The organism is Actinocorallia sp. API 0066 (genome assembly GCF_020991275.1).
GTDB lineage: Bacteria > Actinomycetota > Actinomycetes > Streptosporangiales > Streptosporangiaceae > Actinocorallia.
On sequence record NZ_JAJLQY010000021.1, the window covers coordinates 1 to 13,329 of the forward strand.

The following is a 13,329-nucleotide window of genomic DNA, read 5'->3' on the forward strand; positions in this document are numbered from 1 at the left end:
ACCACCAACCATGCTCTGTCTGCGGCAGATGAGTGCGTTTCGTCAACACCGGTTCGCTACGGGCGTTGACCAGCGCGGTGCGCCCTGCTCGGAGTCTGATTCCATCAGTCCCCAGAAGGCCGTTGAAGATCTTGTCCGGTGCTGTCCGGAGCCTTCAGGGCAGCTCACCCGGCCAGGCATGGCTCGAGCCTGTCGTAGGCACGATCCGGGGTTGTTGTCACCTTGGTCGGGTGGCGTCGATGGACCTCTCATGCGGATAGGACGTGGAGGCCTTTGTGTAGATCCGCAGCCCATGCCTCCCGTCATTGAGCACGATCGTGGTATCGGTCTGCCGCTACGACCCTGCATCGGCTCTCATCTCACGCACGGCCTCCATCTCCGGTTTCCCCGTGCCGGGAGCACTGGATGTGCCCGGTGGCCGGCGCGGTGCGGCGTTCGGTAAGGGAGATCTGTCCCCGAGGGCATGCCCTGGTTCGCTTTGCTGGATCCGGAACCGGGAGGGTCTATGGACGAACCTGACGAGCCGGACGGGCACTTCCTGGAGGGGCTGCTCCGGGGGGCGGCGGGGGCCGGGTCGGGGAACTACAACCATTACGACGCGTGGAATGTGAGCCTGGGCGGGGAGGACGTCAGCTCCGAGCGGGCCAGGCTCGTGACCGTCCATGAGGCGTTGCACGCAACGCTGAACGACTGCACGGCCTTCGGGACGGGCCTGGCCGGGTACGCGGTGCTGGCCCTCGACGGGGACGCGCACCGCGAGGCGCTCGTCCGGCTGGTGGGGATGTGCCGGGGAGTGCACGAGGCGTTCGCGACGTTCATGAGCATCTGGCTCGTCTCCGGAGACGTCGGGCTGCTCGAAGGATATCGCCCCTATCAGGGCTGGTACCGGGATGCGAGCGACCTGGTGCCGATACCCGACCACCACCGTTCCAAAGAGATGATGGTCGAGGCGGCGGTCCGGGTCTGCATGCAGTCGCCCGCACTCAGGACGCTCATCGACAACGGGCTGTCCGTCGGCGCCGTGGCGGAGATCCCCCGGCTGGAACGGCCGGACGTGCGGTTCCGCCTGCTGCACGAGGCCACGGACGCCGCTTTCTGGAACCGCGCGTGGGAGCGGTGCGAGGAGGCCGTCGGGAGCACCACCGCCTGGGAGGCGTTGATCGCGGCCCAGGACGATCCCGCTCTCCGCCCGTCAACCTACGCGGACGAGTACCAGGCCGACTGGCGGACAGTCGCGCACATTCTCCATGAGGAGGTCGCCGGAGTCCTCCGCGGGCTGGGGGCGCACGTGCTGCAGTACGACGGGCACCGGGAGTCGACCGCAGCGCTCATCTCGGCCGTCGAGGCCGCAGCGCCGCACGCGCGCGGGAGGCTGGTCGCCTCGAGCGAGACGGCGAGCGCGGACGATGAGTCGTTCGAGACGTGGCGGAGGGAACGGCTCGTCGTGCGGTCCGAACCCCGGCCCGCGAAGCTGCACCGGCTGGCGGACCTGGCGCGGGACGGTCACGTCGTTCTGCTGTCCGAACATGGTGGGGAGCACCACGTGTTCGCCTCCGCGCGGCCCGCCTACCGGCTGCTCCGACAGTTCTCCTTCGAGGAGGACGATCACCGCCTGCTGCGGGAGTCCGGCCAAGGCACAGTCGTGGCCGTACACAGCGCCGCGACCGCCGGCGGACAGGTCGAGCTCATCCTTGTCCCAGAACCGCGCCATCTGCGCTCCATCACCAAAGCGTGGCGGGGCCGCCCGGCCGTGCTGGTGAACGTCGCGCTGTCGTCCCTGGCCGACCATCCGTGGCGCGACCGCTGGTCGAAGGACCTCGTACGGACCCGGCTGACGGGCCTACTGGACCTGTCGCCGTTCGCGCAGTTCGACGCCTGGCACAGCAACGGCGACACCGTCTCCTACATCCGCGCGACCATCAACGACGGGGACGGGCGTCCGTCCGCGGTGTTCGCCTGCGAGGTGGGCGGAAGCGGGCTGCCGCTGCTGCTGCCGTGTACCGACGTCATGGCGCAGATCCTGGGGCAGTACCTGGAACAGAACCTCCCGCAGGCCGTGGAGGACGCCGCCGTGCTCCAGAACGACCCGGAGACGATTACCCTCACGCTGAGCCACCTGCTCGGCGAAGAACACTCTTTCGATGTATCCGCCTACCACTGGGAAGAACGGGAGCCTGAGTGAACGACCTGGAGGAATTCGTCGCGGAGATCCTGCCCGCGATCGCGGAGGGCCGGGTCCGGCAGGAGGACCTCGAACACCTGTGGTCCGGCCTCTTCCCGGAGGAGGACTACGCCTCCCGGCGCGGCCGGGACGCCTTCCTCGATGGCTTTCTCGCAGTAGCGTCCGGTGGCTCCTCCAACGGCTCCGACCTGGCGTTCCGGCCGGGCGGCTGGGAGGTCAACCTCGGCAAGGGCATCGTCCAGACGAGCGTCGCGACCGCCCTGCTCGGCGGAGTGCTCGCGATGCTGGGCGCCGCCCAGGTCCCCGCCGCCGTCCTGACGGCCGTCATCCCCCTGCTGTTCGACATCGGCAGGGTCAGGCTCACCGAAGGGCAGGGTTACGTCCTGGCCGAACTCGTCGTTGACCCCAGAGCGCAGAACGGAGAACTCTCGGCCGAACAGCTCCATGAGAGCCTCTCCCCCGCCCTCCGCCAGAGCGTGAGCCTTCTCGACTTCCGGGACTTCCTCGCGACCTTCCGCCGCGCAGGTCTGGCCGACGACCTGCCCGACGGCAACATCCGCCTCCGCCCCGCCGACCGTGCGAAGTTCCGCATCTCCTTCCGCTGACCCAGGGGCGGGCCCACCGCCGGAATGCCTCAGACCTGTTGGAGGCGCCGTTCTCGGCGAAACATCCGGTCGTCGGCAGAGCCGCACGTCCTGCCCCCGAGGCCGGACAGCGCGATTGGCGGCATGAGAGTGACTTTCCAGCGACGCCAGGCCCCCGTTCGCGGCATGTGGGCGGATAGCCTGTTGCATGTGCAGAAGGCGGTGTCCGGGAGTGACCTCGATGGTTGACGCCGACGACGTTCGCAGGCTGGCGCTCGCGCTCCCCTACGTGGTCGAGATCGACAGCGACGGGTTCGATTTCCGGGTCGCCGGCAAAGGGCTCGTCTGGTCCTACCCAGAGCACAGGCCGGGTGAGCCACGCCGCATCCGGACCGACATCGCCGTTCTGTACGTCGGCGACGAGGCCGAGAAACAGGCGCTGCTCCTCGGCGAACCGGAACACTTCTTCACCACACCGACCTACAACGGGACACCCCTGGTCATGCTCCGCCTGGAGACCGTGGACATCGACCGTCTGGAAGAACTCGTCACCGACGCCTGGCGCATGCGCGCCCCCGACACACTCACCGCCAACCCTGAGGCCCCAACTGGGGCGCCTCCAGCCTTCCCGACTGTGGGCCTCAGAGTTAGGCTCGGATGAGCCCCTGTTTCTCGGAGTCGAGGTAGCCGACCATCTCTTCATGTCCGACCTCTCGGTCACGGTGGACGGAGTCGGACCGCTGCGGTTCCCCGTCTCGGACGATCAGACCGGTCGGCTGCGGGAGCTCGGCCGCCAGGCGCGGTTCGGACGCGGGGAGGCCACTCTCACCGACCTGACGGTCCGCGACACCTGGGAGATCCCCAAGGATTGGTGAGCGTCGAGTGGACCGAGGCCTTCGACTCCGCCCTCGCAGTGATCCGTGATGGGCTGGGGCTTCCGGCACACTGCGAGCTCATCCCGGACCTGCACTCCATGCTCGTCTATGAGACCGGCCAGTTCTTCGTCACCCATCAGGATTCTGAGAAGGACGACGCCATGGTCGGTTCGCTGGTGGTGACTCTGCCGTCAGCGCACACGGGCGGCGAACTCGTCATCGAGCATCTGGGCGAGACCGCCGAATACCGTGGGTCGAAGGTCGCCGTCTCGCTGGTCGCCTTCTATGCCGACTGCCGCCACCAAGTCCTCCCGGTCAAGACCGGCAACCGGATCACCCTGACCTACAACGCGCGCCGCGCTGCTGCGGGCGGCGGCCGGCCGAGCCGGGTGCGACGTCGTCCTCGCCCTGGCGGAGATCCAGGAGACCTGGGACGCTCTCGACCCCGATGACGCCGACCCCTGGTATGACCACTACGAGGAGGATGACGACGAGAACGAAGGCCCTGCAGAAGACGACCGGGAGTACCTCCTGCAGGACCTGCTCGACTCCTCGATCACGCTCACCCACTGGACGGCACCGGACGAGGGCAGCCGCACCGAGGACGTCTCGCTGACCATCCGCGACCACGAGGTCGCCGCCACCACCCCGTCCTCCCAGCTGACGCCCTACGAGTCGCAGTACGAGGGCTACATGGGCAACTACGGCAACACTCTGGATCGCTGGTACCGGCGGGCCGCACTGGCCTTCTGGCCCCGGGCTCAGGCGTTCGCCAACCGGGCCCAGGACTCTCCCGCCTGGGCGATGGACGAACTGGAGCGGATGATCAGTGCGGGGAACAGCTCCGCAGCACGGGAAGCGGCCCGGACGCTGCTGCCGACCTGGGACACCGCGATCCGCACCGAACCGAAGGGCGCAATGCTCGGGCGGACGCTCCGCGCTGCCCGCGGGCTCGCCGACCCGGAGACGGCCACCGCGCTCCTGCGTTCGTTCGAGCCGGTGCTGCTGGTCCCCGGCCACGCGCCGGCGCTCGCCGGCCTGGCCGGGCACTACGGCGGCACCTGGATGAGCGACCTCCAGCGGGTCTGGTTCGAGGCCTGGCGGCGCGAGCGCACTCCTACCGACCGGAGGTGATGGACTGGCTCGGCCGGATCGCGCCTCTGTGTGCCGCTCTCGTCGCCACCGGGTCCGACGGAAGGGCGACCGCCCACCGCGTGCTGGAACATGCCTGGGACCTTTTCGCCGACAAGGTCCGTCCCTGGCTGACCGGGCCGTCCACCAGCAGCCGCGACACCTGGCCGATCGGGCTGGGCCGCCCGCTCGCGGGGATCCTCACTGCCGCGACGGAAACCGAATCGGCCGGCGTCATCGACGAAGCCGTCCGGCTCGGACGGAACACGACCGACCAGACCGCCCTGCTGGTGGTCTCCGCGCTCCGAGCCGCCAAGGAGATCTCCGCGAGCAGCGGACAGGGGCCCGGCTTCGACGGCCTAGCCGCCGGATGCGCCGAACATCTCCGGGCCGCACTCGCCCGTCCACGGCGGGCCCGCGGCGACTGGTCGATCGAGCCTCCCGTCGGCTGCGACTGCCAACTGTGCGAAACCCTCGCCGCGTTCCTCCGGGACCAGGCGAGCCGCAGCCTTGAGTGGCCTCTCGCCAAAGCGGGCCGAGCCCACATCCGCTCCCGGATCGACGCGGCCGAACTGCCCGTCCGGCACCAGACCCGCCGCCAGGGCCGCCCCTACACCCTGGTGCTCGCCAAGACCGAAGCGCTGTTCGACACCGAGCGCCTCACCCGCGAACACCGGCAAGCCGACCTCACCTGGATCACCGAGAACTGGACCGCCGGGAGCGACGTCCTACCGAACTGATCGAAGAGACCTGATGACCACCGAACCCCCACACGCCTGGAACGCCTCCGCATTCGCTCTCGCTCGCCGCGTCGCCGACTGGACCGGGGACGGTACCCCCGTCACCGCCACGGGCATGCCCAGGCCCGCCGACATCCCGCTGCTCGGCCAGGCGGTGTCGGTCCCGACCGCGGCGAGGGTGAACAGACTGGCATACGTACCGGAGCTGCACCTGGCCTGGCGGGTCGCCGTGGCCACCGGTCTGCTGGAGGTCGGAGCGAAAACGGCCAGGACGACCGGCTGGGCACCCGGGGCTGTCGACGACGCTGCCGACCGGTGGCTCGCGGGAGTCCGCCATGCGATCACCGGGGATGCCGAGTTCATCACCCTGGCCGTGGCCGCCGCACTCGCCGACGATCCAGCACCCGCGGACCTGGAGGAGGTCTGCGACAGAACGGATCAGACGCTCCGCGCTCGGCCCGGCGGCTACCGGGAAGCCCTCCGATTCGCCGAGGATCCGGTTCCCGAAGCACTGGCTCTGCTCGGTGCCCTGGGCATGGCCTCAGGCACCGCCCTCACCCCCGCCGGGCGGTGGGCGTACGAACGGATCCGCCCACCGTTGGTCACCCCATCGATGAGCGCGCGGGAGCTGCTCTCAGCCCTGGACGACTACGACCACGACACCGCGGCCGAGCTCGCCGACCCCTGGCTGGACGCCCGCGCCCCGACCGCCGCCGCCACCGAGCTGATGTCCGAGGCCGCCGCGGGCACCGCCCGGCGACGAGCCACCGCACTCGGCCTGGTCGAGACCCTTCCCTTCGCGGGCACCGCCTGGCGGAACATCGCCGACGATCCGCTCCTCGGCCCGGCCGCACGCCGGTGGCTGTGGAAACACGGCCTGCTCGAAGAGGTCGACCCCAACGACAACGTATGGATGATCGTTGAAGAGATGGCCGTCAACCTCGACGCCGACCCCGAGTTCGTCCTCGACCTGTTCCACGACCTGCCCGGGCCGACGCCCGAGGACAAACACGCCGTCATCGCCTCGTCCCGCCACCCCGAACGGGACGCCGTCCTCACGACCCTGACCGCGCTCGGAGCGCGGACCTCTCGCCCCCGCATCTGCCAACTGAAGATCTCCCTGACCGGCTGGGGAGCCTGGCGGCGCGTCCTCGTAGGCCCGACCACCACCCTCTACGACCTCCACGAGACCATCCGTCCGAATCTGCGAGGTCCTCCCCACCGAGTCCGCCCGGCTCCGCTACGTCTACGACCTCGGCGACCAATGGCACCACGAGATCACCCTCCAGAAGACTCTTCCAGCAGACCCCGACACCATCTACCCGGCCTGCACCGCCGGTAGCGGCGACACCCCCATCGAAGACTCCTGGACCGACGAAGGGACGCCCTACCCCACCCGCCCGTTCGACCTCAAGAAAATCTCCACAAGGCTGACGAAACAGAAAACCCGCTGACACACGGCAAGGACAGCGTGGACCGCCCCGAGGAACGCACGAAGGCCCAGCAGACCGTCCTGACGCCCGGTAGGCGGCATGGGAGCGCGTCCTGACGTCCGGAACCTTCGGGGCGGACCGAGCGGTGACGGGCACCGGTAGCCGGGCGGCTGTTCGTCTCTACCGCGGGCGTTCCAGGCCGATGACCTCGCCGCCCAGCACGACCTCGCGCCGCCCGTCTGGGCCGAGCCCCGCGTACTGCGCCGTGCCTGGTTCCCCGCCGACCTCTCCGTCCAACGGGCCGACGCCCTTGCCCACGCCCCCGCCGCGTTCCGCAAACACGGCGTCTACCTCTCCGCCAAAGACCTGGAAGCCGCGTGAACAACGGCATTCTCCTCGACCGGGCAGGCCGGGAGCGCGCCTTCACCTGAGCCGCCCCGCGATCTGGGGACGGCCACCACCCAAAACCCGCACCCACCGCCGCCGCTTCACGTACTGCCTTTAAGGAACGAAGCAGTAGCTATGGGGGAAGCCCAACTTCTCTCTGCGGAGGCCAGTGCCAGCGGCGCTTGACCGGCGGCAGATGAGGGCGTTTTTCTGCAAGCTGCCATGTGCAGACGGCCGACGCCATCAGCAGTCTGCCGTGTTCTCACCGAGCCTGGCACCATGACGTGGTTCGAAGGAAACCGGCACGGGCGCTTCCGCCGGATCTTTTTAGATCTTGATGATGGTGGCGCCGCGACCGCAGAGGCCGGCGATGTCATCGGGGTCGGAGGTGAGAACGGTGACAGGACCGGGAGCGGCGAGCGCCGTGGCCGAGAGCATCGCATCGATGGCGTACTTGTGTCCATGCAGGCCGGCGTCGGCGAGGAGACCGGCGGCGTGTCTGGCGACCTCGTCAGTGACCGGGACGATCGCAATGCGCGACAGGGTCCACTCCAGTGCAGGCCGATTGATCCGTGGATGGATCACCTCGACGAGTGTCGCCGCGCTTGTGATCACCCGGAGGTCGTCGGCAAGGGCCAGGGCGAGCCAGCCGGTCACCTCACGATCACGCAGTACCGCTTTCGCGAGTCCCTCGCTGTCCAGCACCAAGGTCCCTGCGGGGGTGGCAACCGGCCGGTTCATGCCGCACTCGACCCGCCCTGCTGCTCCCGTGCCCGCACCAGCACATCGCGCCTGGCCTGGATCTCCTCGTCGGTGATCGGGCCATGTTCAGCCTCAGCCACTCCAACGAGCTCACGAAGATTGTCCCGCTCGAGTTGGCGGGCCACCGCTGCCGCAACATACGACGACAGCCCGGACGGACCACCCCGCGTCCGAGCGGCCTCGGCGATGTCCCGAGGAAGCGTGATCGAATACTTCTGGGTAGGCTCACTCATACCTCTTATCCTACTTCGAATGCCACCAGAAACGATGACCATCGCCGAGCGCGCCCATCGGCATGAGCGAGTGTTTTGGCGGTCCGACGGTCACGGCCGCGGTTCGCGGTTCGCGGTTCGCGGTTCGCGGTAGGACCCGCATATCAGCCGACCAGTGACTCTCGTAGCAAGCCTGTCGAAGCCCCGATCTGCCGCCCAGAAAGCGATCTTGGTTCGGGTCTCGCCAGTTGCAGTTCCAGTTGCATTCGCACGCGTTCGTGGCCGTTCAGGAGCGTCCTGAAAAACGTCGATCCCCAGGTCAGCATGCCACGGACACCGCGGCACACGACGCACACGGCGCGTGGGCCCATCCAACCCCTCAGGCCACCAAAACCCCTCAAGCAACCCCGAGCAGGGCAAACTTCTGCCAATCGCCCATGATGTTCACGGGCGACACGGTCTTGGTGGTCTCAATTGCCGGGTTTGTGGGAGCCCCAGGGCGCTCGGCGCGGACAGAACATCTGCGCCCAGCTCGTTCAGCTGGAGATCAGCCCGTAGCGTGTCTGGCCACGTGTCCGCAGTGTCAGCTCAAACCCAGCCGTTACGTCCGTGCCCACGTCGCCGCGAGTTCACCGTGCGTCTGCTCATATCGGACGAGGAGAGTCCAAGCCGTGGCGCTGGCGTCACGTGCCCAGCGCTTTCCCAGAGCGGAAGGCGAGTTGTGGACAGGGATATGCACGATCTTGTCCAGATGTGCCCAGAGGTCCGGGCGGTCGCCGTCGAAGAACATCAGTACGTACTGCGAGAGATTGTGGATGGAGCGCGAGATCTCGCTGGCACTGCTCCTGGGATCTCCAACCTGACGCAGGACGGTCAGGATGCAGTTCTACATCTTCGACGTGACGTAGTAGTTCCTGCCTGCCGTCGGCGGCTCGCCGATCTCGTCAGCGGCGACGTCGTCCCAGAACCTGTGATCGGAGGGCTCAGGCAGGAAGGCCAGAAGATCGAGCAGATGGTCGAGATCAGGATCGATCGTGCGTCCGTGCGGCAAGGTGAGGTGATCGGTCATGCGACTCGCTTCCACTGAGGCTAGAGGAGCACCCAGAAGCGTCGCAGACGCAGCTGGCGAGACATCCTGCAATCTCCGACCTGGCATGATGCGGACACGTTCGGCCCAAGCCAGCACTAGGTAGCGCCAGGCCCCCAGCCTGCCTGACACGTGATCCTGCTGCGGCAAGACCGAAGGTGCGGACAGCCTCAACAGAAGGCGGGAACCAGATGATGCGATGTTTAGTTTAAGTAGACATCGTGCAGGTATCCTGACTACATGAACGATTCAACGCCGCATCGGGTGATCTATGTGGCACCACCCCTGACCAGCGAGGATCGAGCCGTCCTCGCCGAGATCCACCAGATGCGCAAACAGCTGCGCCACGTGCTCCGGACGCCCAACCGCTGGGACGGAGGCCTGCGCAGGTCAGCTCTTGCCAGAGCGATCCGGGGCTCCAACAGCATCGAGGGCTATCAGGTAGCAGAAGACGATGCAGCAGCCGCCCTTGACGACGAGAGGCCGATCAGCGCGGACGAGCAGACATTTCTCGAGATCGAAGGGTATCGACACGCGCTCGGCTATGTACTCGCGATGAGGGAGGAAGACTTCTCCACCTTCGACGAGACCGAGATCAGGGCCATGCACTACATGCTGCTCCGCCACGATCCGTCGAAATCGCCGGGGCGATACCGCAAAGGGCCCGTCCACGTGCATGACGATCGCGAAGATCGGGTCGTGTACGAAGGACCAGATGCGGAAGATGTTCCCGCCCTCATGGAAGCGCTCGTAGCCAGCCTGCACGACATGGCCGACATCGACCCGCTCGTGCGCTCCGCGATGGCACATCTGAATTTGGTGATGATCCATCCTTTCCGGGACGGAAACGGGCGGATGGCCAGAGCCTTGGCGACTTCGGTTCTCACCCGGTCAGATATCGGCGAGCCGGAGTTCTCCAGTATCGAGGAATGGCTGGGCGCCAACACCGACGACTACTACGCCTCGCTCGCGATCACCGGGCAAGGTTCCTGGCGGCCCCGCAACGACGCTCATCTCTGGATCTCGTTCAACCTGCGTGCCCACCACATGCAGGCACAGACCGTAGCGCGAAGGATTCAGGAAGCTGCTGAGACCTGGCGTGAGCTTGATGTCCTGGTGACGCGGTACTCCCTCCCGGAACGAACGATCGACGCAGCTTTCGAGGCCGTTCTCGGCTACCGGCTACGCCGCAGCACCTACCTCAAACGGACCCAAGTAGAGGACCAGACCGCCACCCGCGATCTGGCAGCCCTGACATCAGCTGGCCTGCTCATCCCTCACGGCAACGGCAGAGGCCGCTTCTACACCGCAGGTGAACCCCTCCAGCAGATCCAGCAGAACCGTCGGTCTAGAAGGACACCACTGACCGACCCTTACCCCTGGATGCGTCCCAAACTCGCCGAACACCCACGCCCAGGCACGAAGCCAGCTTGACGTCACCCCGCGGCACCGGTTGGCGTCTGCACCGCCTTTCCCGCTCCGTCTTCAGCCTCAGAATTGGAAGCCCGAAGAGTCCGCCGTCGGGCTGGTCGGTGAGGATCGGTTCGATCATGTACGAGCCGGGGTCGATTCCCTTGGCTTCGCCTTTGTGGAGGTCGTCGGAGTCCATCGTGACGATGTACTTCGTGCCTTCGTCCGCCGCTGGTCTCGTACTCAGCTGCTGCTCGGCGACACTCCGTGCCTTTCGCGCGGACACGGATCATCGCCCGCACCACCATTCTGGGCGGCGCCGTGCGTTAACGCTGACGGCGCTCCACGACCGGATCAACAACCCCGACCACCGCGACATCATGACCATCCGGCTGCCGGTCGTCCCGGCCGGGAGCCCCACCGACTTCTTCCGGCAGCTCATCCGAGACCTCGCCGGCGCCGCCCTACTGACTGGGCCGATCAGCCAACCCGGCGACAACATCCGTCCCATCCGCAATTGGATCGTTCACCACGGATAACCGGCAAGAGACCGGGACAGCGGGGGGCGAGCCCGCAGCCGCGGCACTCTACCTGTTCTGCCGTCGATCTCATAGCTCGTCCCTTTGTCTCCCCAGTTCCCGGTGTCCCCGCCGCTGCTCAAAGCGTTGTTCCGGGGACACTATGCGCCTCTCATGTCCCTGGGCTCACGGACCCACCGAAGGGACCCGGTCCGTGCGCTCACGGACAGACGGCAGCCTTGATCGCCGACCCGGTCGGTCAGTGCCGCTCGGGGACCGCCGAGGCAGCGGTTCAAGCTCTTATTTGCCCCTGTTCATGGGTGTTCGCACGCGTACAGCCTCGCGGCGTAACGCCTGCTCAGGGATGGTGACGGCCATCAGCGGCCGCCAGATGCAGACTTGGAAAGCGTGTTGGGTGCAAGCCCTCACGAGTTCGAATCTCGTATCCTCCGCCTTGAGGAAACCGTCTCTGACCTGCGGGAACGCAGGACTCAGGGGCGGTTTCGTCGTTCCAGGGGGTTCCCAGGGGGTTCTGGTCACCATGACCGGCACCCGGCGGAACTGTCAGGAACGTTCGACGGGGCCAGCCCCTCCGGCCGACGATCAACGGATCGTCGAGGAAACGGAGGCGTCGCGAGAATGGCGACGAGCACCACCAGTAAGCCCCCGCAAGAAGCCCACCGCGGAATGGACCCGCGTTTCCGAGGGCATCGAGTACAAGAAGCTCAAGAACCGCGAAACCCTCTACCACGTCCGCTGGTTCGAGGGCGGCGACAAGACCGCGCGCGAGGACGAGTACTTCTCCGGCCACACCGAGGCCAAGGACTTCCGCGCGCGCCTGATCGCCAACGGCCGCCGCCACCCCGACCGCGAACCGGCCCCCACCGCCGCGACCGCCCCCGAGATCCTCCAGGCCGCCCCGTTCACCGCCCTCGCGACGGCCCCTGTCGCGCCCGAGCCGCCCGCAGCCCCTGCGGGTCCGGCTTTCCCCGGCCGGACGATGGCTGCGGCCTTCGATATCTACCTCGCGTACCTGGAAGAGCGGAACCTCGTCGAGCCCCGCCAGCTCACCGACTACCGCAGCCTGTGGGAGCGTCATGTCCTCGCCGCCGTCGTCACCGTCCACGACGAGAACACCGACGGCACCACGACCGAACGCAAGGTCGGCCCCCTCGGCGGCCTCCACATCACCGAGATCACGGCCTCGGTCATCGACGCCTGGGTCGTCTGGATGACCAAACGGACTTACATCAAGCGCAAGGCCCGGCCAGAGCGCCGCCGCGCCGACGGCTCCGTGGTTCCCAAGGTCGATGAGATCAAGAAGCCCTACAGCCCGAAGACCATCCGCGACATCCACGGCACCGTCATCTCCCCCATGCTCGGCTGGATCGCCACCCGCAACCCCTGCGCCGGCGTCCAGCTCCCGCCCCTCAAGTTCCAGGCCGTCAGCCTCGACGAGGTCCCCGTAGGCGCCGAGATCCCTCTGTGGATGCGCTTCGGCTACGACGTCTCCGTCCTTGCCGGCGACCTCATCACCCTCGCCGTCTGCACCGGCCTCCGCTACTCCGAACTCACCGCCCTCCGCGTCCGGGACATCGACCTCGACGCCAAGACCCTCCGCGTCGCCCAGGCCATCAAGCTCGACAAGAACCACCGCCCCTACATCGCCAACTACGGCAAGACCGACTCGGCCCTCCGCACCATCCGCATCGGCGACGACCTCTGCCGCCTCCTCCGCCACCGCAAGGCGAACCTCGCCCCCGACGACCTGATCTTCCAGGCACCACCGGCAGCATCCTCCAGGCCCACAACTTCCACCAGGTCCACTGGACCAAGGTCGTAGACAAGGCGCGTGAGGCGGGCATCACCACCGCGGCCACCATGCACAAGTTCCGCCACAGCCACGCCACGATGCTCTTGGCCGCCAATGTCTCCATGGACACCGTCTGCAAGCGCCTCGGCCACATATCCATCGTGATCACGAGCCTGCTCTACAGCCACCTCGTCC

General features: G+C 67.3%; 16 protein-coding genes and 1 tRNA gene. 13 read left to right on the forward strand and 4 right to left on the reverse strand.

Annotated features, from left to right (window positions below):
• Positions 1-505: 505 nt before the first annotated feature.
• From LO762_RS32015 to LO762_RS34010, 8 genes are all read left to right on the forward strand, one after another.
• A complete protein-coding gene (locus LO762_RS32015) occupies positions 506-2,182 on the forward strand; it encodes a hypothetical protein (RefSeq protein WP_230620069.1) in 1,677 nt (558 codons plus the stop codon).
• Positions 2,179-2,787 carry a hypothetical protein gene (locus LO762_RS32020; protein WP_230620071.1) on the forward strand — a complete coding sequence of 203 codons (609 nt, stop codon included), beginning with the start codon at positions 2,179-2,181 and terminating at the stop codon, positions 2,785-2,787. The genes LO762_RS32015 and LO762_RS32020 overlap by 4 nt, the downstream gene beginning before the upstream one ends.
• Before the next feature lie 220 nt (positions 2,788-3,007).
• A complete protein-coding gene (locus tag LO762_RS32025) occupies positions 3,008-3,427 on the forward strand; it encodes an MmcQ/YjbR family DNA-binding protein (protein WP_230620072.1) in 420 nt (139 codons plus the stop codon).
• Between the two features lie 40 nt (positions 3,428-3,467).
• Positions 3,468-3,641 carry a hypothetical protein gene (locus LO762_RS32030; RefSeq protein WP_230620074.1) on the forward strand — a complete coding sequence of 58 codons (174 nt, stop codon included), beginning with the start codon at positions 3,468-3,470 and terminating at the stop codon, positions 3,639-3,641.
• Positions 3,638-4,093 (forward strand): 2OG-Fe(II) oxygenase, encoded by a 456-nt coding sequence (locus LO762_RS32035; RefSeq protein WP_230620079.1) that lies wholly within the window; start codon positions 3,638-3,640, stop codon positions 4,091-4,093. The genes LO762_RS32030 and LO762_RS32035 overlap by 4 nt, the downstream gene beginning before the upstream one ends.
• Before the next feature lie 241 nt (positions 4,094-4,334).
• Positions 4,335-4,775, forward strand: a complete 441-nt coding sequence (locus LO762_RS32040) for a hypothetical protein (RefSeq protein WP_230620081.1) — start codon at positions 4,335-4,337, stop codon at positions 4,773-4,775.
• Positions 4,775-5,512 carry a hypothetical protein gene (locus tag LO762_RS32045; RefSeq protein WP_230620083.1) on the forward strand — a complete coding sequence of 246 codons (738 nt, stop codon included), beginning with the start codon at positions 4,775-4,777 and terminating at the stop codon, positions 5,510-5,512. Before LO762_RS32040 ends, LO762_RS32045 begins: the two co-directional genes overlap by 1 nt.
• Before the next feature lie 1,202 nt (positions 5,513-6,714).
• Positions 6,715-6,966: a hypothetical protein gene (locus LO762_RS34010; protein WP_374201613.1), complete on the forward strand. Its 252-nt coding sequence runs from the start codon at positions 6,715-6,717 to the stop codon at positions 6,964-6,966.
• A gap of 159 nt (positions 6,967-7,125) precedes the next feature.
• Here the strand turns inward: LO762_RS34010 and LO762_RS32055 are convergent, their stop codons facing one another.
• The 4 genes from LO762_RS32055 to LO762_RS32070 all read right to left on the reverse strand — a co-directional run bounded on the left by LO762_RS32055 (position 7,126) and on the right by LO762_RS32070 (position 9,375).
• Positions 7,126-7,287 carry a hypothetical protein gene (locus tag LO762_RS32055; RefSeq protein ID WP_230620093.1) on the reverse strand — a complete coding sequence of 54 codons (162 nt, stop codon included), beginning with the start codon at positions 7,285-7,287 and terminating at the stop codon, positions 7,126-7,128.
• Between the two features lie 372 nt (positions 7,288-7,659).
• The gene (locus LO762_RS32060) at positions 7,660-8,037 is read right to left on the reverse strand and encodes a PIN domain-containing protein (protein WP_308104895.1); all 378 of its coding nucleotides are present in this window, start codon (positions 8,035-8,037) and stop codon (positions 7,660-7,662) included.
• Between the two features lie 32 nt (positions 8,038-8,069).
• Positions 8,070-8,327: a CopG family transcriptional regulator gene (locus tag LO762_RS32065; RefSeq protein ID WP_230620095.1), complete on the reverse strand. Its 258-nt coding sequence runs from the start codon at positions 8,325-8,327 to the stop codon at positions 8,070-8,072.
• 865 nt (positions 8,328-9,192) lie between these two features.
• A complete protein-coding gene (locus LO762_RS32070; RefSeq protein WP_230620098.1) occupies positions 9,193-9,375 on the reverse strand; it encodes a hypothetical protein in 183 nt (60 codons plus the stop codon).
• A 258-nt stretch (positions 9,376-9,633) separates the two neighbouring features.
• On the opposite strand from LO762_RS32070, the gene LO762_RS32075 reads away from it, so the two are divergent.
• From LO762_RS32075 to LO762_RS34015, 5 genes are all read left to right on the forward strand, one after another.
• Positions 9,634-10,827, forward strand: coding sequence for a Fic family protein (locus tag LO762_RS32075; RefSeq protein ID WP_230620101.1), 1,194 nt, complete (start codon positions 9,634-9,636; stop codon positions 10,825-10,827).
• A 176-nt stretch (positions 10,828-11,003) separates the two neighbouring features.
• Positions 11,004-11,342: a hypothetical protein gene (locus tag LO762_RS32080; RefSeq protein ID WP_230620103.1), complete on the forward strand. Its 339-nt coding sequence runs from the start codon at positions 11,004-11,006 to the stop codon at positions 11,340-11,342.
• A gap of 341 nt (positions 11,343-11,683) precedes the next feature.
• Positions 11,684-11,773 (forward strand) — tRNA-Phe (locus LO762_RS32085).
• An 89-nt stretch (positions 11,774-11,862) separates the two neighbouring features.
• The gene (locus LO762_RS32090; RefSeq protein WP_230620104.1) at positions 11,863-13,164 is read left to right on the forward strand and encodes a hypothetical protein; all 1,302 of its coding nucleotides are present in this window, start codon (positions 11,863-11,865) and stop codon (positions 13,162-13,164) included.
• A gap of 38 nt (positions 13,165-13,202) precedes the next feature.
• On the forward strand, positions 13,203-13,329 hold a 127-nt coding region (locus LO762_RS34015; RefSeq protein WP_374201614.1), incomplete at its 3' end, for a tyrosine-type recombinase/integrase.